The organism is Enterobacter cloacae complex sp.6700776 (genome assembly GCF_048284255.1).
In the GTDB taxonomy this organism is placed as follows: domain Bacteria; phylum Pseudomonadota; class Gammaproteobacteria; order Enterobacterales; family Enterobacteriaceae; genus Enterobacter; species Enterobacter intestinihominis.
The window spans coordinates 40,416-62,089 of record NZ_JBLVYK010000009.1; the positions used below are offsets into that span (position 1 = coordinate 40,416).

The 21,674-nt window shown below is 55.4% G+C and carries 21 protein-coding genes; 15 read left to right on the forward strand and 6 right to left on the reverse strand.

The features are described 5' to 3' along the window. Positions 1-78 precede the first annotated feature (78 nt). The 9 genes from hfq to rlmB all read left to right on the forward strand — a co-directional run bounded on the left by hfq (position 79) and on the right by rlmB (position 9,634). On the forward strand, positions 79-390 hold the full coding sequence (hfq, locus tag ACNQ0T_RS14605) for an RNA chaperone Hfq (RefSeq protein ID WP_006810391.1): 312 nt from the start codon (positions 79-81) through the stop codon (positions 388-390). Between the two features lie 74 nt (positions 391-464). Then, a complete protein-coding gene (gene hflX, locus ACNQ0T_RS14610; protein WP_003855991.1) occupies positions 465-1,745 on the forward strand; it encodes a ribosome rescue GTPase HflX in 1,281 nt (426 codons plus the stop codon). A gap of 56 nt (positions 1,746-1,801) precedes the next feature. After that, entirely contained in the window at positions 1,802-3,061 is a 1,260-nt protein-coding gene (gene hflK, locus ACNQ0T_RS14615; protein ID WP_022646820.1) for an FtsH protease activity modulator HflK, read from the forward strand. Between the two features lie 2 nt (positions 3,062-3,063). Next, positions 3,064-4,068, forward strand: coding sequence for a protease modulator HflC (gene hflC / locus ACNQ0T_RS14620; protein WP_022646821.1), 1,005 nt, complete (start codon positions 3,064-3,066; stop codon positions 4,066-4,068). A 71-nt stretch (positions 4,069-4,139) separates the two neighbouring features. Then, positions 4,140-4,337 (forward strand): DUF2065 domain-containing protein, encoded by a 198-nt coding sequence (locus ACNQ0T_RS14625; RefSeq protein WP_003855996.1) that lies wholly within the window; start codon positions 4,140-4,142, stop codon positions 4,335-4,337. A gap of 104 nt (positions 4,338-4,441) precedes the next feature. Beyond that, positions 4,442-5,740: an adenylosuccinate synthase gene (locus tag ACNQ0T_RS14630; protein ID WP_032621775.1), complete on the forward strand. Its 1,299-nt coding sequence runs from the start codon at positions 4,442-4,444 to the stop codon at positions 5,738-5,740. A gap of 192 nt (positions 5,741-5,932) precedes the next feature. Beyond that, entirely contained in the window at positions 5,933-6,358 is a 426-nt protein-coding gene (gene nsrR / locus ACNQ0T_RS14635; RefSeq protein ID WP_003855998.1) for a nitric oxide-sensing transcriptional repressor NsrR, read from the forward strand. A 38-nt stretch (positions 6,359-6,396) separates the two neighbouring features. Beyond that, positions 6,397-8,838: a ribonuclease R gene (rnr, locus tag ACNQ0T_RS14640; protein WP_023299135.1), complete on the forward strand. Its 2,442-nt coding sequence runs from the start codon at positions 6,397-6,399 to the stop codon at positions 8,836-8,838. A gap of 64 nt (positions 8,839-8,902) precedes the next feature. Beyond that, the gene (gene rlmB, locus ACNQ0T_RS14645) at positions 8,903-9,634 is read left to right on the forward strand and encodes a 23S rRNA (guanosine(2251)-2'-O)-methyltransferase RlmB (RefSeq protein ID WP_003856001.1); all 732 of its coding nucleotides are present in this window, start codon (positions 8,903-8,905) and stop codon (positions 9,632-9,634) included. Between the two features lie 91 nt (positions 9,635-9,725). On the opposite strand, the gene ACNQ0T_RS14650 is transcribed toward rlmB, so the two are convergent. Further along, entirely contained in the window at positions 9,726-11,000 is a 1,275-nt protein-coding gene (locus ACNQ0T_RS14650; RefSeq protein WP_023299137.1) for an MFS transporter, read from the reverse strand. Positions 11,001-11,195: 195 nt separating this feature from the next. On the opposite strand from ACNQ0T_RS14650, the gene ACNQ0T_RS14655 reads away from it, so the two are divergent. Beyond that, positions 11,196-12,818, forward strand: a complete 1,623-nt coding sequence (locus tag ACNQ0T_RS14655) for an isovaleryl-CoA dehydrogenase (RefSeq protein WP_063148055.1) — start codon at positions 11,196-11,198, stop codon at positions 12,816-12,818. Here ACNQ0T_RS14655 and ACNQ0T_RS14660 read toward each other — a convergent pair. The 3 genes from ACNQ0T_RS14660 to bsmA all read right to left on the reverse strand — a co-directional run bounded on the left by ACNQ0T_RS14660 (position 12,815) and on the right by bsmA (position 15,670). After that, positions 12,815-14,746 (reverse strand): methyl-accepting chemotaxis protein, encoded by a 1,932-nt coding sequence (locus ACNQ0T_RS14660; protein ID WP_417930191.1) that lies wholly within the window; start codon positions 14,744-14,746, stop codon positions 12,815-12,817. The genes ACNQ0T_RS14655 and ACNQ0T_RS14660 overlap by 4 nt on opposite strands. 170 nt (positions 14,747-14,916) lie before the next feature. Then, positions 14,917-15,192 carry a DUF1471 family protease activator YjfN gene (yjfN, locus tag ACNQ0T_RS14665; RefSeq protein ID WP_017694671.1) on the reverse strand — a complete coding sequence of 92 codons (276 nt, stop codon included), beginning with the start codon at positions 15,190-15,192 and terminating at the stop codon, positions 14,917-14,919. Between the two features lie 148 nt (positions 15,193-15,340). Further along, entirely contained in the window at positions 15,341-15,670 is a 330-nt protein-coding gene (gene bsmA / locus ACNQ0T_RS14670) for a biofilm peroxide resistance protein BsmA (RefSeq protein WP_003856011.1), read from the reverse strand. Positions 15,671-15,807: 137 nt separating this feature from the next. Here bsmA and yjfP point away from each other — a divergent pair, with 137 nt between their 5' ends. Continuing rightward, a complete protein-coding gene (gene yjfP / locus ACNQ0T_RS14675) occupies positions 15,808-16,530 on the forward strand; it encodes an esterase (RefSeq protein WP_063148057.1) in 723 nt (240 codons plus the stop codon). Here yjfP and ulaR read toward each other — a convergent pair. Further along, on the reverse strand, positions 16,527-17,282 hold the full coding sequence (gene ulaR, locus ACNQ0T_RS14680; protein WP_003856014.1) for an HTH-type transcriptional regulator UlaR: 756 nt from the start codon (positions 17,280-17,282) through the stop codon (positions 16,527-16,529). The two genes, yjfP and ulaR, sit on opposite strands and share 4 nt — an antisense overlap. A gap of 109 nt (positions 17,283-17,391) precedes the next feature. Then, positions 17,392-18,456 (reverse strand): L-ascorbate 6-phosphate lactonase, encoded by a 1,065-nt coding sequence (gene ulaG / locus ACNQ0T_RS14685; protein WP_023299142.1) that lies wholly within the window; start codon positions 18,454-18,456, stop codon positions 17,392-17,394. Between the two features lie 359 nt (positions 18,457-18,815). On the opposite strand from ulaG, the gene ulaA reads away from it, so the two are divergent. The 4 genes from ulaA to ulaD are packed head-to-tail and all read left to right on the forward strand — an operon-like array spanning position 18,816 to position 21,674. Further along, positions 18,816-20,216: a PTS ascorbate transporter subunit IIC gene (gene ulaA, locus ACNQ0T_RS14690; RefSeq protein WP_022646831.1), complete on the forward strand. Its 1,401-nt coding sequence runs from the start codon at positions 18,816-18,818 to the stop codon at positions 20,214-20,216. Between the two features lie 12 nt (positions 20,217-20,228). Then, complete coding sequence (gene ulaB, locus ACNQ0T_RS14695) at positions 20,229-20,534, forward strand: PTS ascorbate transporter subunit IIB (protein ID WP_003856022.1); 306 nt, start codon at positions 20,229-20,231, stop codon at positions 20,532-20,534. Between the two features lie 9 nt (positions 20,535-20,543). Beyond that, positions 20,544-21,011, forward strand: a complete 468-nt coding sequence (ulaC, locus tag ACNQ0T_RS14700; protein ID WP_003856024.1) for a PTS ascorbate transporter subunit IIA — start codon at positions 20,544-20,546, stop codon at positions 21,009-21,011. A 12-nt stretch (positions 21,012-21,023) separates the two neighbouring features. Next, on the forward strand, positions 21,024-21,674 hold the full coding sequence (ulaD, locus tag ACNQ0T_RS14705) for a 3-keto-L-gulonate-6-phosphate decarboxylase UlaD (RefSeq protein ID WP_058677069.1): 651 nt from the start codon (positions 21,024-21,026) through the stop codon (positions 21,672-21,674).

Here is a 21,674-nt window from a genome sequence, read left to right on the forward strand (position 1 = left end):
CAATTAAGCCGTATCGTGCGCAATTTTTCAGAATCGCAAGGTTCTAAGTACAAAACAAGCATATAAGGAAAAGATAGAATGGCTAAGGGGCAATCTTTACAAGATCCGTTCCTGAACGCATTGCGTCGGGAGCGTGTTCCAGTTTCTATTTATTTGGTGAATGGTATTAAGCTGCAAGGTCAGATTGAGTCTTTCGATCAGTTCGTGATCCTGTTGAAAAACACGGTCAGCCAGATGGTCTATAAGCACGCGATTTCTACTGTTGTTCCGTCCCGTCCGGTATCTCATCACAGCAATAACGCTGGCGGCGGCACTGGCAGTAACTACCATCATGGCAGCAACGCGCAGGGTTCATCTGCTCCTGCGCAGGACAGCGAAGAAACCGAATAAGGTTTTGGGCTGTTTTCCACACGGGGAGCCAGGGATCCTGCGTTCCCCGCTGATCTTTTTAGAGAGGTTTACGCTTGTTTGACCGTTATGACGCCGGTGAGCAGGCGGTGCTGGTACACATCTATTTTTCGCAAGACAAAGATATGGAAGACCTCCAGGAGTTTGAATCTCTGGTCTCTTCCGCCGGTGTCGAAGCAATGCAGGTGATTACCGGTAGCCGTAAAGCGCCGCACCCGAAGTACTTTGTTGGTGAAGGTAAAGCAGTTGAAATTGCGGATGCCGTAAAAGCAACCGGCGCATCAGTCGTGCTGTTTGATCATGCGCTGTCTCCGGCTCAGGAACGTAACCTGGAAGCTCTCTGCGAATGCCGTGTTATCGATCGCACGGGGTTGATCTTAGATATTTTTGCTCAGCGTGCGCGTACCCACGAGGGTAAGTTGCAGGTTGAGCTGGCGCAGTTGCGCCATCTGGCGACGCGTCTGGTGCGTGGCTGGACACACCTTGAAAGACAAAAAGGCGGGATTGGTTTACGTGGCCCGGGTGAAACCCAGCTCGAAACCGACCGTCGTTTGCTGCGTGGCCGTATAACCCAGATCCTTTCTCGTCTGGAGCGTGTCGAGAAACAGCGCGAACAGGGGCGTCGGGCGCGAACCAAAGCCGACATCCCAACGGTGTCGCTGGTGGGCTATACCAACGCCGGTAAATCCACCTTGTTTAACCAGATAACCGAGGCCCAGGTGTATGCCGCAGACCAGCTGTTTGCGACCCTGGACCCTACGCTGCGCCGTATTGACGTCGCAGACGTCGGTGAAACGGTACTGGCGGATACCGTAGGGTTTATCCGCCATCTGCCGCACGATCTGGTGGCGGCGTTTAAAGCGACGTTGCAGGAGACGCGTCAGGCGACCCTGCTGCTGCACGTGATTGATGCGGCTGACGTACGCGTGCAGGAGAACATCGACGCGGTGAATGTGGTGCTCGAAGAGATTGACGCCCACGAAATTCCCACTTTGTTGGTGATGAACAAGATCGATATGCTGGACGATTTCGAACCGCGTATTGACCGAGATGAAGAGAACAAACCAATTCGGGTCTGGCTATCTGCTCAGGCCGGGATTGGTGTGCCACTGCTTTTCCAGGCTTTGACAGAACGTCTTTCCGGTGAGGTAGCTCAGCACACGCTGCGACTGCCGCCACAGGAAGGCAGGCTGCGTAGCCGGTTTTATCAGCTTCAGGCGATAGAAAAAGAGTGGATGGAGGATGACGGCAGCGTGGGGATGCAGGTGCGTATGCCGATCGTTGACTGGCGTCGCCTCTGTAAACAAGAACCTGCGCTGGCGGACTATATCGTCTGATCAGAAAGGGGAAGCCTGAAAAATTCGCCCTTGCATAACAAATATGGAGCATATACATGGCGTGGAATCAGCCCGGTAATAACGGACAAGACCGCGACCCGTGGGGAAGCAGCAATAATCAAGGCGGCAACTCTGGGGGAAATGGCAACAAAGGTGGTCGCGAGCAGGGGCCGCCGGATCTGGATGATATCTTCCGCAAACTGAGCAAAAAGCTTGGTGGCCTTGGCGGAGGAAAAGGTTCTGGCTCGGGTGGCAACTCCACTCAGAGTCCGCGCCCGCCTATGGGTGGCCGCGTAGTAAGTATTGTGGCCGCGGCGGTAGTCATCATCTGGGCAGCCAGCGGGTTCTACACCATTAAAGAAGCAGAGCGCGGCGTGGTAACCCGTTTCGGTAAGTTCAGCCATCTGGTTGAGCCGGGCCTGAACTGGAAACCGACCTTCATTGATAACGTGACCGCAGTGAACGTGGAGTCCGTCCGTGAACTGGCGGCGTCTGGCGTGATGTTGACCTCTGACGAAAACGTGGTGCGCGTTGAGATGAACGTCCAGTACCGCGTGACCGATCCTGAGCGTTATCTGTTTAGCGTGACCAGCGCGGATGACAGCCTGCGTCAGGCGACCGACAGCGCCCTGCGTGGCGTGATCGGTAAATACACCATGGACCGTATCCTGACCGAAGGTCGTACCGTTATTCGTAGCGATACCCAGCGCGAGCTGGAAGAGACCATCCGTCCGTACAACATGGGTATCACCCTGCTGGACGTCAACTTCCAGGCTGCACGTCCGCCGGAAGAGGTGAAAGCGGCGTTTGACGATGCGATTGCCGCGCGTGAAAACGAACAGCAGTACATCCGTGAAGCGGAAGCGTATACCAACGAAGTTCAGCCGCGTGCAAACGGTCAGGCGCAGCGTATTCTGGAAGAAGCGCGCGCGTATAAGACCCAGACCATCCTGGAAGCACAGGGTGAAGTGGCTCGCTTCGCGAAGATCCTGCCGGAATATAAAGCCGCGCCGGAAATTACCCGTGAGCGTCTCTATATCGAGACCATGGAAAAAGTGCTGAGCCATACGCGTAAAGTGCTGGTTAACGACAACAAAGGCGGAAACCTGATGGTCCTGCCGCTGGATCAGATGCTTAAAGGCGGTTCTGCACCGGCAGCAAAAGACAACAGCGGAGCCAACAACCTGCTGCGTCTGCCGCCAGCCTCGTCTGGTAGCTCCAGCGCGAACACAACGCCTTCTTCGAACGATGGTGACATTATGGACCAACGCCGTGCTAACGCGCAGCGTAACGACTACCAGCGTCAGGGGGAATAAGGATGCGTAAGTCAGTTATTGCGATCATCATCATCGCACTGGTCGTGCTCTACACCTCCATCTTTGTGGTGAAAGAGGGCGAACGTGGGATCAAGTTCCAGTTTAGCAGCGTCGTGCGTGACGGCGACAAGCGTCCGGTGATCTACGAGCCGGGTCTGCACTTCAAGGTGCCTTTCATTCAGTCAGTCAAAACGCTCGACGCACGTATCCAGACCATGGATAACCAGGCCGACCGTTTCGTGACTAAAGAGAAGAAAGACCTGATCGTTGATTCCTACATCAAATGGCGTATCAGCGACTTCAGCCGCTACTTCCTGGCAACCGGCGGTGGTGACGTTTCTCAGGCAGAAGTGCTGCTGAAACGTAAGTTCTCTGACCGTCTGCGTTCTGAAATTGGTCGTCTGGATGTAAAAGACATCGTGACCGACTCCCGTGGTCGTCTGACCCTGGAAGTGCGTGATGCGTTGAACTCAGGTACAGCGGGTACCGAAGACGAAGTGGAAACACCGGCAGCGGATGACGCGATTGCCAAAGCGGCTGAACGCGTTCAGGCTGAAACCAACGGTAAAGTACCGGTGATCAACCCGAACAGTATGGCTGCACTGGGTATCGAAGTGGTTGACGTGCGTATCAAGCAGATCAACCTGCCAGCGGAGGTGTCCGAGGCGATCTACAACCGTATGCGCGCCGAGCGTGAAGCGGTAGCCCGTCGTCACCGTTCACAGGGTCAGGAAGAGGCCGAGAAACTGCGTGCCGCAGCGGACTACGAAGTAACCAAGACGCTGGCGGAATCTGAGCGTCAGGGCCGTATCCTGCGTGGTGAAGGCGATGCCGAAGCCGCGAAGCTGTTTGCCGATGCCTTCAGCCAGGATCCCGACTTCTACGCCTTTATCCGTAGCCTGCGTGCTTACGAGAATAGCTTCCAGAGCAACCAGGATGTGATGGTACTCAGCCCGGACAGCGATTTCTTCCGTTATATGAAGACGCCGACTAACGCAACGCGATAAACTCAGGCTCGTTTGAGTATTCAAACCACCGCTCTTCACGGAGCGGTGGTTTTCTTTTATAAGGATGAAAAATGAATTCAACGATCTGGCTCGCACTGGCTTTGGTTTTGGTGCTGGAAGGCCTCGGCCCGATGCTCTATCCACGCGCATGGCGACGGATGATCGCGACCATGAGCCAACTTCCGGACAATATTTTGCGTCGTTTTGGCGGTGGTCTTGTGGTTGCCGGTATCGTTATCTACTACATGTTGAGGAAAACGATTGGCTGATCAAAAACTAACCGCAATCGGCATATTTTAGGGTCAAAAAGTGCTGTATATCTGAAAAAGCGATGGTAGAATCCATTTTTAAGCAAACGGTGATTTTGAAAAAAATGGGTAACAACGTCGTCGTACTGGGCACCCAATGGGGTGACGAAGGTAAAGGGAAGATTGTCGATCTTCTGACTGAACGGGCTAAATATGTTGTACGCTACCAGGGCGGTCACAACGCAGGCCATACTCTCGTAATCAACGGTGAAAAAACCGTCCTCCATCTTATTCCATCAGGCATTCTTCGCGAAAACGTCACTAGCATCATCGGTAACGGCGTTGTGCTGTCTCCAGCTGCGCTGATGAAAGAGATGAAAGGTCTGGAAGACCGTGGTATCCCTGTTCGTGAGCGTCTGCTGCTCTCCGAAGCCTGCCCGCTGATCCTGGACTATCATGTGGCGCTGGACGTGGCGCGTGAAAAAGCGCGTGGCGCGAAAGCGATCGGCACTACCGGTCGTGGCATCGGCCCGGCATACGAAGATAAAGTGGCTCGTCGCGGTCTGCGCGTGGGCGACCTCTTCGACAAAGCGACCTTCGCTGAAAAACTGAAAGAAGTGATGGAATATCACAACTTCCAGCTGGTGAATTTCTATAAAGCCGAAGCCGTTGACTACCAGAAAGTGCTGGATGACGTCATGGCGATTGCTGACATTCTGACCGGCATGGTTGTTGATGTGTCCGATCTGCTGGACCAGGCGCGCAAGCGTGGCGATTTCGTCATGTTTGAAGGTGCGCAGGGTACCCTGCTGGACATCGACCACGGTACCTATCCGTACGTAACGTCCTCTAACACCACCGCGGGTGGCGTGGCAACCGGCTCCGGCCTGGGCCCACGTTATGTGGATTACGTTCTGGGCATCATCAAAGCGTACTCCACTCGCGTGGGTGCGGGTCCATTCCCGACCGAGCTGTTTGATGAAACCGGCGAGTTCCTCTGCAAGCAGGGTAACGAGTTTGGCGCAACCACCGGTCGTCGTCGTCGTACCGGCTGGCTGGACGCCGTTGCCGTGCGTCGTGCTGTGCAGATCAACTCCCTGTCTGGCTTCTGCCTGACCAAGCTGGACGTACTGGACGGCCTGAAAGAAGTGAAAATCTGCGTGGGCTATCGTCTGCCAGATGGTCGCGAAGTGACTACCACTCCGCTGGCCGCTGACGACTGGGAAGGCATTGAGCCAATCTACGAAACCATGCCGGGCTGGTCTGAGACCACCTTCGGTGTGAAAGAACGTAGTGGCCTGCCAAAAGCTGCGCTGGACTACATTAAGCGTATTGAAGAACTGACCGAAGTGCCGATCGATATTATTTCTACCGGCCCGGATCGTACTGAAACGATGATCCTGCGCGACCCGTTCGACGCATAATCTTCGTGACTGCTGGCCTGCGGGGAAACCCGTAGGCCGGATAAGCGCAGCGCCATCCGGCGACCGCTCCTGGATCTCCGCTTTTTCGCCCCGTCTGTCAAATAAATTAGCCGCTAACTATCTGGCTGGTTTATCATCATTAATGAATATCTCTGCGGTTTGACCGCGTTTTCCCTTTTTCCTGAGGTTGATGTGCAGTTAACAAGTTTCACCGATTACGGCTTACGCGCGCTGATTTACATGGCGTCGTTACCCGATGGGAAGATGACCAGCATCTCTGAAGTCACAGAGGTGTACGGTGTGTCCCGTAATCATATGGTCAAAATAATCAATCAACTTAGTCGTGCCGGATACGTTGCTGCCGTCCGCGGGAAGAATGGAGGGATCCGTCTCGGTAAACCGGCACAGAGTATCCGTATCGGCGATGTGGTACGTGAACTGGAGCCGCTATCTCTGGTGAACTGTAGCAGCGCGTTTTGCCACATTACGCCCGCTTGCCGCCTGAAACAGGCGCTTTCAAAGGCCGTGCAAAGTTTTCTCAAGGAACTGGATAACTACACGCTGGCCGATTTGGTTGAAGAGAATCAACCGCTTTATAAATTATTGCTGGTGGAATGAAGAAAATTTCCACCGGAGCTGACAACGGAGGAACCGACATGTCACAAGATCCTTTCCAGGAACGCGAAGCCGAAAAATACGCGAATCCTATCCCCAGCCGCGAGTTCATCATTGAACACTTAACAAAACGCGAAAAACCCGCCAATCGTGAAGAACTTGCCGTTGAATTAAACATTGAGGGTGAAGAGCAAATTGAAGCCCTTCGCCGCCGCCTGCGCGCCATGGAGCGCGACGGCCAGCTGGTCTTTACTCGTCGCCAGTGCTACGCGCTGCCAGAACGCCTCGATCTGCTGAAAGGCACCGTTATTGGTCATCGCGATGGCTTCGGCTTCCTGCGCGTGGAAGGCCGTAAAGACGACCTGTACCTCTCATCCGAACAGATGAAGATGTGTATTCACGGCGACCAGATCCTGGCGCAGCCGCTGGGTGCAGATCGTAAAGGCCGCCGCGAAGCGCGCGTGGTCCGCGTGCTGGTGCCGAAAACCAGCCAGATTGTAGGCCGTTACTTTACCGATGCGGGCGTAGGCTTTGTGGTGCCGGACGATAGCCGTCTGAGCTTCGACATTCTCATCCCGCCTGAAGAGGTGATGGGCGCACGCATGGGCTTTGTGGTAGTGGTTGAACTTACCCAGCGCCCGACCCGCCGTACCAAAGCGGTAGGTAAAATCGTCGAAGTGCTGGGCGATAACATGGGCACCGGCATGGCCGTTGATATGGCGCTGCGCACCCATGAAATTCCTTACGTCTGGCCGAAAGCGGTTGAAGACCAGATCGAAAACCTGCGTGAAGAAGTGCCGGAAGAGTCCAAAGCAGGCCGCGTGGATCTGCGCGATCTGCCGCTGGTCACCATTGATGGTGAAGACGCCCGTGACTTCGATGATGCCGTGTACTGTGAGAAAAAACGCGGTGGTGGCTGGCGTCTGTGGGTGGCTATCGCGGATGTGAGTTATTACGTACGTCCACACACGCCGCTGGATAACGAAGCGCGCAGCCGCGGTACGTCGGTCTACTTCCCGTCGCAGGTTGTACCGATGCTGCCAGAAGTGCTCTCGAACGGCCTGTGTTCCCTCAACCCGCAGGTGGACCGCCTGTGTATGGTCTGCGAAATGACCATCTCCAGCAAGGGACGTCTGACGGGCTATAAGTTCTACGAAGCGGTGATGAGTTCTCATGCGCGCCTGACCTATACCAAGGTCTGGCATATGTTGCAGGGCGATCAGGATCTTCGCGAACAGTACGCGCCGCTGGTCAAACACATCGAAGAGCTGCACAACCTCTACAAAACGCTGGATCAGGCGCGCGAAGAGCGCGGTGGGATCTCGTTTGAGAGTGAAGAAGCGAAATTCATCTTTAACGCTGAGCGTCGTATCGAGCGAATCGAGCAGACTCAGCGTAACGATGCGCACAAGCTGATTGAAGAGTGTATGATCCTGGCGAACATCTCGGCGGCACGTTTCGTTGAGAAAGCCAAAGAGCCTGCGCTGTTCCGTATTCACGATAAGCCAACCACGGAAGCCGTAACCTCGTTCCGTTCCGTGCTGGCCGAACTCGGCCTGGAACTGCCTGGCGGCAATAAGCCTGAGCCACGCGATTATGCCGAGCTGCTGGAATCCATCAGCGATCGTCCTGACGCGGAAATGCTGCAAACCATGCTGCTGCGTTCCATGAAGCAGGCGATTTACGATCCGGAAAACCGGGGCCACTTTGGTCTGGCGTTACAGTCGTATGCGCACTTTACCTCGCCGATTCGCCGTTATCCGGATCTGTCCCTGCACCGTGCGATCAAGTATCTGCTGGCGCACGAGCAAGGTCACAAAGGCAATACGACCGAAACCGGTGGGTATCACTACTCCATGGAAGAGATGCTGCAACTGGGCCAGCACTGTTCCATGACCGAGCGTCGTGCGGATGAAGCAACGCGCGACGTGGCGGACTGGCTGAAGTGTGACTTTATGCTGGATCAGGTGGGTAACGTCTTTAAAGGTGTGATTGCCAGCGTCACCGGCTTTGGCTTCTTCGTACGTCTGGATGAGCTGTTTATCGACGGTCTGGTGCACGTTTCCAGCCTTGATAACGATTACTACCGCTTCGACCAGGTCGGACAACGTCTGATCGGTGAATCCGGCGGTCAGACCTACCGTCTGGGCGATCGGGTGGAAGTGAAGGTAGAAGCCGTGAATATGGATGACCGTAAAATCGACTTCAGCCTCATCTCCAGCGAACGGGCTCCGCGTAACGTCGGGAAAACCGAGCGTGAGAAAGCGAAAAAAGGCGGCAACGGTAAAGCGGGCGGCAAGCGACGTCAGGCAGGTAAAAGAGTAAACTTTGAGCCAGACAGCGCCTTCCGTGGCGAGAAGCAGCAGAAGCCCAAGGCGGCGAAAAAAGACGCTCGTAAAGCGAAAAAACCGTCGACCAAGACCCAAAAAATAGCGGCCGCAACCAAAGCGAAGCGCGCGGCGAAGAAACAGCAGGCGGAGTAATTTCCCCTCACCCTGACCCTCTCCCCAACGGGGAGAGGGACAATATTTATTACGAGAACCATCAATGAGTGAAATGATTTACGGCATCCACGCGGTGCAGGCCCTGCTGGAGCGCGCGCCGGAGCGTTTTCAGGAAGTTTTTATTCTGAAAGGGCGTGAAGACAAACGTCTGATGCCGCTGATCCACGCGCTGGAAGCGCAGGGCGTCGTGATCCAGCTGGCGAACCGTCAGTATCTGGATGAGAAAAGCGAAGGTGCTGTACACCAGGGCATTATCGCGCGCGTGAAGCCGGGCCGTCAGTATCAAGAGAACGATCTGCCGGATCTGATCGCTGAGCTGGATAACCCGTTCTTCCTGATCCTCGATGGCGTAACCGACCCGCACAACCTGGGCGCGTGCCTGCGTAGCGCCGATGCAGCAGGCGTGCATGCGGTAATTGTGCCAAGAGATCGTTCCGCGCAGCTTAACGCTACCGCTAAAAAAGTGGCCTGCGGCGCGGCGGAAAACGTTCCGCTGATCCGTGTGACTAACCTGGCGCGCACCATGCGTCTGTTGCAGGAAGAAAATATCTGGATCGTCGGCACAGCCGGTGAAGCGGATCACACCCTGTATCAGAGCAAAATGACCGGCCGTATGGCGCTGGTGATGGGGGCAGAAGGTGAAGGCATGCGTCGCCTGACCCGCGAGCACTGCGATGAGCTGATCAGCATTCCGATGGCGGGCAGCGTGTCGTCCCTGAATGTTTCTGTTGCGACGGGTATCTGCCTGTTTGAAGCGGTGCGTCAGCGCGGGTAGCCTGTTGTGCCGGGTGGCGGCTTCGCCTTACCCGGCCTACAAAAGCATGGTACCGTAGGCCCGGTAAGCGCAGCGCCACCGGGCAACAATCTCACTCCTCTAACGACCGTAAATGGTCATCCTTCCTCAACGTCATCAGCGCGAAAATACTCACCACCGCCGTTGCCATCACGTAGTAGGCCGGAATATCCAGATTGCCCGTCTCTTTAATCAGCCCGGTAATGATCAGCCCCGCACAGCCCGAGAAGATCGCATTCGACAGAGAATAGGCCAGCCCCAGCCCGGTATAACGCACGCGCGTCGGGAACATCTCAGACAGCATTGCCGGCCCCGGCCCTGCCAGCATCCCAACCAAACCCCCCGCAATCAACACCACAATCGCTTTGACAGCCAACGTGCTGGACTCCGCCTGCAAAATTTTCAGCAGCGGCAGGGCGAGGATCAGCAGGAGCACGGTGGCGATAATCATCACCGTCCGCCGCCCGATCCTGTCGCTCAGTATGCCCGACGGAATGATCGTGAGCGCAAACCCAATGTTAGAAATCACCGCAATCAGCAGCGCCTGGTTAAAACCGGTGTGCAGCGCAGATTGCAGATAGGTCGGCATAATCACCAGATAGGTATAACCCGCCGCAGACCAGACCATCACGCGACCAATGCCCATCAGAATGGTTTTGAACGTGGCGGCGGTGCTGGCCTGAGTAACAACCGGTTTTTCCCGTTGCTGCACAAAGCTCGGTGTCTCTTCCATGCTTACCCGCAACCATAGCGCGACCGCACCCATCGGCAACGCCAGGAAGAACGGAATGCGCCAGCCCCAGTCGTGCAAGGCTTCAGGGGAGAGAAGGGCAGAGAGCAACGCGACAATGCCTGCGCCTGCTAACAGCCCGAGCGCCACGGTGAAGGACTGCCATGCCCCGTAAAGACCGCGCTTGCCGCGCGGGGCGAACTCCGTCATCAACGAGACCGCGCCGCCATACTCACCGCCCGCAAACAGTCCTTGCAGAATACGCAGGAGTGTAACGATCAGCGGCGCGGCAATCCCGATACTGGCGTAGACCGGCACAATACCGATGGCAGCGGTGGCGAGCGTCATCAATACCAGCACAATAATCAGCGTCGGTTTACGGCCAATCCTGTCGCCAATGCGGCCAAAGACCACCGCACCCAGCGGGCGGAAGAAGAAAGCGATGGCGAATGAGGCCCAGGTGAGGATCAGGCTGGTGAGCTCCGCTTCCCCCTCAAGCTGGAAGAAGTTTCTGGCAATCACCGTTGCCAGAAAACCATAGACCGCAAATTCATACCACTCGATGAAATTACCGATGGAGCCTGCAATTAATGCACGCTTGTGCGCATCCTGTTGCATAACGATCCTCACAAAAACGGGGTAAGAATAAATTATTCAGCATTAGTGAGGTAAGGAAATAGTTTATTCTTATGTTCTGTGAGCTATTTCACGAATGATATCAACACGATCGTCATCGTGTGACCCCCCTCCCATGCAGCGTGCATGCCCTCTGTCCATACTTATCTTTATTGCCAATGAAAGGAGGGAGACAGCATGCACTGGCAGACACATACCGTTTTTAATCAACCTGCACCGCTATCGAACAGCAACCTTTTTCTCTCTGATTGCGCCCTGCGCGATGCGGTAGCGCGCGAAGGGGCTGAGTGGGATGTGGATCTTCTTGCCAGCATCGGCCAGCAGTTGGGTACGGCAGAGTCGCTGGAGCTGGGCAGACTGGCGAACGTTAATCCGCCGGAGCTGCTGCGTTATGACGCCACGGGAGCGAGGCTGGATGACGTCCGCTTTCATCCGGCATGGCATCTTCTGATGCAGGGGCTTTGCGCCAACCGGGTGCACAACCTGGCGTGGGAGGAGGAGGCGCGGAAAGGATCGTTCGTCGCCAGGGCCGCGCGTTTCGTACTTCATGCTCAGGTGGAGGCGGGAACGCTTTGCCCGGTGACCATGACCTTTGCGGCTACGCCGCTGTTGCAACAGTCGCTGCCCAAACCGTTTCATGAGTGGTTAACGCCGCTAATGAGCGATCGCTACGACCCCCATCTCGCGCCGGGGGCGCAAAAGCGCGGCCTGCTGATCGGCATGGGGATGACGGAAAAGCAGGGCGGTTCGGACGTACTCAGTAATACTACCAAAGCAGAGAAATGCAGCGATGGCCGTTACCGGCTGGTGGGGCACAAATGGTTTTTCTCCGTGCCGCAGAGCGATGCGCATCTGGTGCTAGCGCAGGCGAAGGGCGGGTTGTCCTGCTTTTTTGTCCCGCGTTTCTTACCCGACGGGCAACGTAATGCCGTGCGCCTTGAGCGTCTGAAGGACAAGCTCGGCAACCGCTCAAATGCCAGCAGTGAGGCTGAATTTCTTGATGCTTCCGGCTGGCTGCTGGGCGAAGAGGGGGAAGGCGTCCGGCAAATTCTGAAGATGGGCGGGCTGACGCGCTTTGACTGCGCGCTGGGCAGTCACGGACTGATGCGCCGTGCGCTCTCGGTGGCGCTTTATCATGCCCATCAGCGGCAGACCTTCGGCAAAAATCTGATCGACCAGCCGTTAATGCGCGACGTGCTAAGCCGTATGGCGCTGGTGCTGGAGGGACACACGGCACTGCTGTTCCGACTCGCCCGGGCGTGGGACAACCGCAACGACCCACAGGAAGCCGCATGGGCGCGGCTTTTCACTCCGGCGGCAAAATACAGCGTCTGCAAAGCGGGCATACCGTTTGTGGCAGAGGCAATGGAGGTGCTGGGCGGTGCAGGCTATTGCGAAGAGAGTGAGCTTCCGCGGTTGTACCGTGAAATGCCCGTCAACAGCATCTGGGAAGGCTCTGGCAATATTATGTGCCTGGATGTACTGCGCGTGCTGGCGAAGCAGCCGGGCATTCTCGACCTGCTCGCCGATGATTTCGCGCAGGTCAAAGGTCAGGACAGGCACTTCGATCGCAGCTGGCGTCAGCTACAGCAGAAGCTGCGGAAACCGCAGGAAGCGCAGGGCAGGGAGATCGCGCAGCAGCTCTTTTTACTCGGGGCCGGAAGTCAAATGCTGCGGCACGCATCGCCGCCCGTGGCGCAGGCGTGGTGCCGCATGATGCTGGATACCCGGGGCGGCACGCTGATGAGCGAGCAGGTGCAAAACGACCTGCTGCTGCGCGCCACGGGCCGGGTCGGTTAAGCCTTCAGCTGGAACAGGCTCACCAGCCGGGTGAGATGTGAACCCTTCTCGCGCAGCGTCTGTGCTGTCTGCTCGCTGCGTGAGATGCGATCGGCATTGATGTGCGATGCCTCACCGATGTGCGTCATCGCCAGATTCACCTGGCCAATTCCCGCCGACTGCTCGCGGGAGGCGTGGTTGATCTCGGTGACAAGCTGGCTGATGTTATCGATATGAACAATGATGGCATCCATCGCCAGACGCGTCTGCTCAGACAGCGCATGGCCTTCGCTCACCTTGTTCAGCGTATCCCCAATCAGCTGTTCAATCTCTTTTACCGCGTTGGCGCTGCGTGCGGCCAGGGCGCGTACCTCTTGCGCCACCACTGCGAAACCTTTCCCGTGCTCGCCCGCCCGCGCCGCCTCAACCGCCGCATTGAGCGCCAGGATATTGGTCTGGAAAGCGATGGACTCAATCACGCGGGTGATGTCTTCAATGCGTTTCGATGCATCGCGAATATCATCCATGGTGGAGACTGCGTGGGTCACCGTCTCTCCACCCTGATGCACCGCGCGCGAGGTTTCACCCACCAGCTGCTGCGTTTGCTCCATGTTGGCGGCATTTTGCTGCACGGTGGCGGCTAATTGCTCCATGCTGGCGGAGGTCTCCTCAACGCTGCTGGCCTGCTTGTTGATCTGTTCAGAGATCTCGCCGGTGTCTGAAGCCAGCGCGTTAGTCCCCAGATGGATCTCGCTTGCGGCCTCGCGGACCTGCAACACAATTTTTTGCAGGCCTTCCCCGATCCCGTTGATGGCGTCAATCAGCTGGCCGACTTCATCCTGGCGGGTAACCGGCAGGCTGGCGCGCAGATCGCCTGCGGCATACTGCCGGGCAAGCGCGATCACCTCGCGCAGTGGGCGGGTTAGCATCCGGCGAATGAGGATAACGAACAGGCCCGCGAAGAGAGCGGATAGCACCACGCCCGCCATCAGGAAGCGATCGCGCAGTGTGGTGACGCTTGAAAGCAGTACGGCTTTATCCACTTCACCCACGATGGTCCAGTTCCAGCCCGGCAGCGGCGTGTAGGCAACTTTGAGCGTACGGCCATCCGCGCTCACGCGTTCCAGCATGCCGGCTTTATCACTCAGAAGCTGCTGCTGTGTCGCCGTGTCCCAGTTAGGCAGTTTGCCCTCTTCGCTGGCATGGAACAGATACTGTCCGCGCGTTTTGCCGCTACTGCGATCCAGTACAAAGAAGTGACCGCTCTCGCCCAGACGACGGTTAAGGATTTTCTCGCGCATGACGTTCCACGAATGGGTGATGTCCACGCCGACAAAGATAATCCCGATAACCTGGCCTTCCGCATTCTTAACAGGCTGGTACTGCGTGATATAGCGCTTGCCGAACAGCAGCGCGAGGCCACGATAGACCTCCCCTTTAGTGACGGCGGCAAATGCCGGGCTGGTGGTATCAAGAACGGTTCCGATGGCGCGGTCGCCATTCTCTTTGCGCAGCGACGTCGCCACGCGGACAAAATCGTTACCGCTGCGGACAAACAGCGTCGAGATGGCTCCCGTTCGGCTCAGGAAGTCATCAGAAAGCGTATTGTTTTCATGCAACTCCGTTTCGCCGCCTTTCAGCAAAGGAACGGTAAGCCCATTTATGGTCCGGCTCTGGCTGCTGTCGCTGTTTAATGGCTGTGGCAAAAAGGTGGTGAACAGACGGGTATAGCTTTCAACCTCTTCGCTCAGGCTGGTGTTGAACATCTCTACCATATCCACCATGCCGGTGGACTGGTTATGCAGGTCTTCAACCGCAAGATCTTCAAGCTGCTGGCTGGCGTTGTGGCTCAACAGGAAAGTGAACAGCAAAAAAAGCGTAGCGACACTTACACCTGTTAGCAGCGATAGCTTCGTGCCCAGTCCTGCCCGGCGGAAAAAGGTGATCATATATTGCTCATTATTGAAAAGTGATGGCTGTTCAACGGCAGAGCGGAGAGAACGTTTATCTGTTTAATGTAACTGAATGTTACGTGTTTGTTTTTATTGAGTTTCGGGAGAGATAAAAAATTTGCAAAAGTGAAAAGCCACTAAAATTAAGTGGCTTTTATCGGAGGGGATTATGCATAAAGAATAGCCTGCACGCGCCAGTGATTAACATGGTTATCTTCCTGCATCTGGACGATGCGATACCAGGATGCGCCCTGTTCATCGGCCTTCAGGGCGACGACACGTTCAACGTCTTGCGGACTCCCCGTGATATTATTGACGGAGATCTGACCAATCTCATTCAGGCCCGTGACGCAATCCGCGCTGGCAAATTCAGCCGACTGCGCCGTGGTGCTCAGCAGGCCCGCTGAAAGCAATAGCGTCGTTAAAGCAAGGGTTCGTTTCATCGTCAGCTCCTTTTCACGTGTCTCCGGTATCCGCCGGGCAATCCTTCGCGAATAAACTCATTTCCATTGTTGCTGGCATGGAGTTTATTGTGGACAGGAAAATGTCTACGGACGCAAAGCAGTGTAAAGGTCGTTCAAATGATGATGCTCACTTACGGTACAAAATGCCTTGTGCATACCACTGTCCCGTAATAATGGTTTCATCAATCATCGTGATGACGTAATAATCTGCTTTTGCGGCAACGGCCTGTGCTTCAATTGCGTCTTCTGCATCATCCGGTGAACCGCGAACCATCGCGGATACGGTTCCCAGGCGTTGTAATCCTTCCGTCTGATTACGACGAATTTCCTGAGGATGATCGGTAACCGGCGGTGCCGGTTCTGGCGTACCCTGCAATACGGAACATCCGCTGAGCAGTGAGACCAGCAATAAAGCGGTAAGCCTGCGCATAAACCTGTCTCTTTTCCTGATAGCCATAGTGTAGTGGTCTGCGAATTTAGTTTTGGGGGAATGTTCCCGAAGTGTTATCTGGGACGTAGATTTCGAATGAAAATATCGTGAAACCGTAATCCAGCTCTCAACATTATGAATCATTCATCAGCACAGGATCGACAATGATTGAAATTGAAACTCGCCTGCTTAGTGAGCATGAAATCATCCATGCTTTTCCGGCTGGTAAAGGTGAACAGCCGCTGCCGACGGTAGTTTTCTATCATGGCTTTCTCTCCTCAAAGCTGGTCTACAGCTATTTTTCCGTCGCGCTGGCGCAGGCCGGTTTCCGGGTGGTCATGCCTGATGCGCCGAATCATGGGGCACGCTTTACGGGCGATGAACAGGCGCGGCTGGGGCTGTTCTGGCAAACGCTGCACGGCAATCTGACCGAGTTCGCCGGGCTGCGTGACGCGCTTTTACAGGCCGGGCTGGTGGAGGGGAAACGGCTGGCGGTCGCAGGCGCATCAATGGGCGGAATGACGGCGCTGGGGCTCATGGCCAGGCATCCGGAGGTGACGTCCGTGGCTTGCCTGATGGGATCGGGCTACTTAATGTCACTGGCAAAGACGCTGTTCCCGCCGCAGGCACCTCAGGAGATTGAGGCCCTGTTGTCTGAATGGGACGTCAGCCATGCGCTTTCACAGCTGGCCGATCGTCCCCTGTTGCTGTGGCATGGGGATGCCGACGATGTCGTACCGCCCGGTGAAACGTTCCGTCTGCAACAGGCGCTACAGCGTGAAGGGCTGGACAGCAATCTGACCTGCCTGTGGGGTGCCGGTGTCCGGCACCGTATTACTCCGGCTGCGCTGGAAGCCACCGTGGAGTTTTTCCGTCAGCACCTTTAAACGCGCAGCACCGTGACACCCTGATCCTCGAGCTTGCTGAGGATCTCGGGGTTGGCGTTTTTGCCGGTGATCACCATGCTGATTTGCTCGGCGCGGCTGAAAAGCATGCCGGCGCGTTCACCGACCTTGCTGCTGTCGACCAGCACCACCAGTTTACCCACCACGTTGAGCATGTTCTGCTCTGCCATTGCGGTGAGCATATCGGTTTTATACAGGCCATCCGCCGTCAGGCCTTTGCCGCTGGTAAACATCCAGTGCCCGGCGTAGAGGCTGTTTTCACTGTCCTGCGGGCTCAGGGTTATGGACTGGCTCTTGTTATACTGGCCCCCCATGATCACCACGCTTTCATGTTCCTGGTCAATGAGATAGTTGGCCAGCGGCAGATAGTTGGTAATGATTTGCACCGGCTTGCCGCACATCTCTCGGCCCAGTAAAAACGCTGTCGAGCCGCAGTTAATCACCACGCTTTCCCCGGGATTCACCAGCTGTGATGCCGCTCTGGCAATCCGCACCTTTTCATCGTGATTCTGCGCCTGGTGAATATTCATCGGCGTCCAGCGTGGACGCTGCTGGCTGATGGCCTCTGCGCCGTTGCGGACTTTTTTCAGCTTGCCGCTTTCATCCAGCTTGTTAATGTCCCGCCGCGCGGTAGCAGGGGAGATCCCTAAACGTTCGATCACTTTCTCGACGGTGATAAACCCTGTTTGCGCCAGGAGTTCCAGTAAAATTTGATGCCGTTGCGCTTCCGTCATGAGCTATTCCGAAAAGAATTGATTTGAAAAGATGATATTTGAAATAGCATGAAATTACTAAATTAAATATGACATCGCCAGACACGGTGTCTGGCGATTGGCTGCACAATCAGAGGAAGGACTTGAACGGCAGGTCTGGCTCAATGGTGAAGCAATCATCAAAACCACGCGGGTAGTGGTACTCGAGATTGTCTTTATCCAGCGGCCAGGTGAACTTGCCGCCAACCTGCCAGATGAACGGCTTGAAACCATACTTGAGTCGGTCTTTTTTCATCTCCCACAGGACGCGGATCTCTTGCGGATCGGCCTGGAAGTTTGACCAGATATCGTGGTGGAAGGGGATCACCACTTTGGTGTTCAGCGCTTCGGCCATGCGCAGCATGTCCGCGCTGGTCATTTTGTCGGTAATCCCTCGCGGGTTTTCACCGTAAGAGCCAAGCGCCACGTCAATCTGGTGCTCGTTACCGTGCTTCGCGTAGTAGTTGGAGTAGTGAGAGTCACCGCTGTGATACAGGGAACCGCCAGGCGTTTTGAACAGGTAGTTCACTGCGCGCTCGTCCATCCCGTCTGGCAGTACGCCTGCGGCTTTCTGGTCGGCAGGCAGGGTGATCAGCGCGGTGCGATCAAAGGCATCCAGCGCGTGAATTTCAACGTCTTTGATTTTCACCACGTCGCCCGGCTTCATCACAATGCAGCGCTCTTTTGGCACGCCCCAGCCAATCCACAAATCCACGCAGGTCTGCGGCCCGATAAAGGGTACGTCGTCCGCGCAGTTTTGCATTACCGCTGCCGCCACGTTCACGTCGATATGATCGTTGTGATCGTGGGTAGAGAGAACGGCGTCGATCTGGCGAATGGCGAAAGGATCAAGCACAAAAGGCGTGGTGCGCAGGTTCGGCTGGAGCTTTTCAACGCCGGCCATACGCTGCATCTGGTGGCCTTTTTTCATCAGTGGATTGCCGTGGCTCTGTTTGCCGGTGCCGCACCAGAAATCGACACAAATGTTGGCGCCGCCTTCTGATTTCAGCCAGATCCCGGTGCATCCAAGCCACCACATCGCAAATGTGCCAGGAGCAACCTGTTCCTGCTCGATCTCTTCGTTCAGCCAGCTACCCCACTCCGGAAAGGTACTCAAAATCCATGATTCACGGGTGATGGTTTTCACTTTACTCATCGTTTGACTCCTGGTATTAATCAAAAGTAATCATACTGTGACTTGTTGTGATTAATGCTGGCACTGTTTGAATCGATTTGCAATGGCTGATTTGCGGAAAATTCCCCTCGCCACATCACAGAAAATACACCTCGTCGTTGTTAAGATAACCGCTACATATAATTAATATATTGAAAATTAAGAATTTATTTGTCTTTCTGGATCGGTAGTGAAAATCATTACTAACTCCATGGAAATAAATTGCGTGATCCGTCACAAATAATCAAATGCAATCTTGTGGTGATTATTTGTGATTAATAGAGTGATGACACCAACCACACAGGGATTGCCCCTCGTGTTCTCATTTTCTGGAGAGAGTTATGGAGATCCTCTACAACGTCTTTACCGTTTTCTTTAATCAGGTAATGACCAACGCCCCGCTGTTGCTGGGTATCGTGACGTGCCTGGGGTACATCCTGCTGCGCAAAAGCGTCAGCGTGATTATCAAAGGCACCATCAAAACCATCATTGGTTTTATGCTGTTGCAGGCGGGGTCTGGCATTCTGACCAGCACGTTTAAGCCGGTCGTTGCCAAAATGTCTGAGGTATATGGCATTAACGGCGCCATCTCTGACACTTACGCGTCCATGATGGCCACCATCGATCGCATGGGGGATGCGTACAGCTGGGTTGGGTATGCGGTACTGCTCGCGCTGGCGCTGAACATCATTTACGTGCTCCTGCGCCGCATCACCGGTATTCGCACCATCATGCTCACCGGGCACATCATGTTCCAGCAGGCGGGGCTGATTGCCGTTTCTCTCTATATCTTCGGCTACCCAATGTGGACCACGGTCATCTGCACGGCAGTGCTGGTCTCGCTTTACTGGGGCATCACCTCCAACATGATGTATAAGCCAACGCAGGACGTTACTGACGGCTGCGGCTTCTCCATCGGTCACCAGCAGCAGTTCGCCTCCTGGATTGCGTACAAAGTTGCACCGTACCTGGGTAAAAAAGAGGAGAGTGTTGAAGACCTCAAATTGCCTGGCTGGTTGAATATCTTCCACGACAACATCGTCTCCACGGCGATTGTGATGACCCTTTTCTTCGGTGCCATCCTGCTCTCCTTTGGCATTGACGTGGTGCAGGCGATGGCGGGTAAAACCCACTGGACGGTCTATATCCTGCAAACCGGTTTCTCCTTTGCCGTGGCCATTTTCATCATCACTCAGGGCGTGCGTATGTTCGTCGCCGAGCTGTCGGAAGCGTTCAACGGTATCTCTCAGCGCCTGATCCCTGGCGCGGTGCTGGCGATTGACTGTGCGGCTATCTATAGCTTTGCGCCAAACGCCGTCGTCTGGGGCTTTATGTGGGGCACCATCGGCCAGCTGATTGCGGTCGGCATCCTGGTGGGCTGTGGCTCCTCAATCCTGATTATTCCTGGCTTTATCCCGATGTTCTTCTCCAACGCCACTATCGGCGTGTTTGCTAACCACTTCGGCGGATGGCGCGCCGCGCTCAAGATCTGCCTGGTGATGGGCATGGTTGAAATCTTCGGGTGCGTGTGGGCGGTCAAGCTCACCGGCATGAGCGCCTGGATGGGCATGGCGGACTGGTCAATTCTGGCGCCGCCAATGATGCAGGGCTTTGCGTCCGTCGGGCTGGTCTTTATGGCCGTCATCATCCTGATTGCACTGACTTATATGTTCTTCGCTGGCCGTTCGCTGCGAGCTGAAGAAGATGCGGAAAAACAAACAGCAGAAGTTTCTGCTCACTAAGGAGTTTCGATTATGACCGTACGTATCCTGGCTGTGTGTGGCAATGGGCAAGGAAGCTCCATGATCATGAAAATGAAAGTGGATCAGTTTTTAACCCAGTCAAACATTGACCACACGGTAAACAGCTGCGCAGTGGGTGAATACAAAAGTGAACTGAACGGCGCGGACATCATCATCGCTTCAACGCACATTGCCGGCGAGATTAGCGTATCGGGCAACAAATACGTGGTAGGCGTGCGCAACATGCTGTCGCCTGCGGATTTTGGGCCAAAACTGCTGGAAGTGATCAAAGAGCACTTCCCACAAGACGTGAAGTAAGGATGCCACATGAAACTACGTGATTCGCTGGCTGAGAATAACTCCATCCTTTTACAGGCCGAAGCCAGTACCTGGCAGGAAGCGGTGAAGCTGAGCGTGGACCTGCTGGTTAAGGCGGACGTTGTCGAGCCGCGTTATTACCAGGCCATCCTGGATGGCGTGGCGCAGCACGGCCCCTATTTTGTGATTGCCCCGGGGCTGGCAATGCCGCATGGCCGCCCGGAAGAGGGTGTCAAGAAAACCGGTTTTGCGCTGGTGACGCTGAAAACCCCGCTGGTGTTCAACCACGAAGATAACGACCCGGTCGACATTCTGATCACCATGGCAGCTGTCGATGCCAACACCCACCAGGAAGTGGGCATCATGCAGATCGTTAACCTGTTTGATGACGAAGCTAATTTTGACCGTTTACGTGCCTGCCGTACCGCGCAGGACGTGCTGGATTTAATTGATAACGCCACTGCGGCGGCCGTTTAAGAGGAATTGAAAATGTCATTACCAATGTTGCAGGTCGCGCTGGATAACCAGACGCTGTCTCACGCTTACGAAACCACCCGTCTGATTGCGGAAGAGGTGGACATCATCGAAGTCGGCACCATTCTGTGCGTGGGCGAAGGCGTTCGTGCGGTTCGTGACCTGAAGGCGCTCTATCCGCATAAAATCGTGCTGGCGGATGCCAAAATTGCCGATGCGGGCAAAATTCTCTCTCGCATGTGCTTTGAAGCCAACGCCGACTGGGTCACCGTGATCTGCTGTGCGGATATCAACACCGCGAAAGGCGCGCTGGACGTGGCGAAAGAGTTCAACGGCGACGTGCAGATTGAACTGACTGGTTTCTGGACCTGGGAGCAGGCGCAGGAGTGGCGCGAAGCGGGTATCCAGCAGGTGGTTTATCACCGTAGCCGTGATGCGCAGGCCGCAGGCGTGGCGTGGGGCGAAGCCGATATCAGCGCGATCAAACGTCTGGCCGATATGGGCTTCAAAGTGACCGTCACCGGTGGCCTGGCGCTGGAGGATCTGCCGCTGTTCCAGGGTATCCCGATTCACGTCTTTATTGCCGGTCGTAGCATTCGTGATGCTGCGTCTCCGGTGGAAGCGGCGCGTCAGTTCAAAAGCTCAATCGCTCAGCTTTGGGGTTAA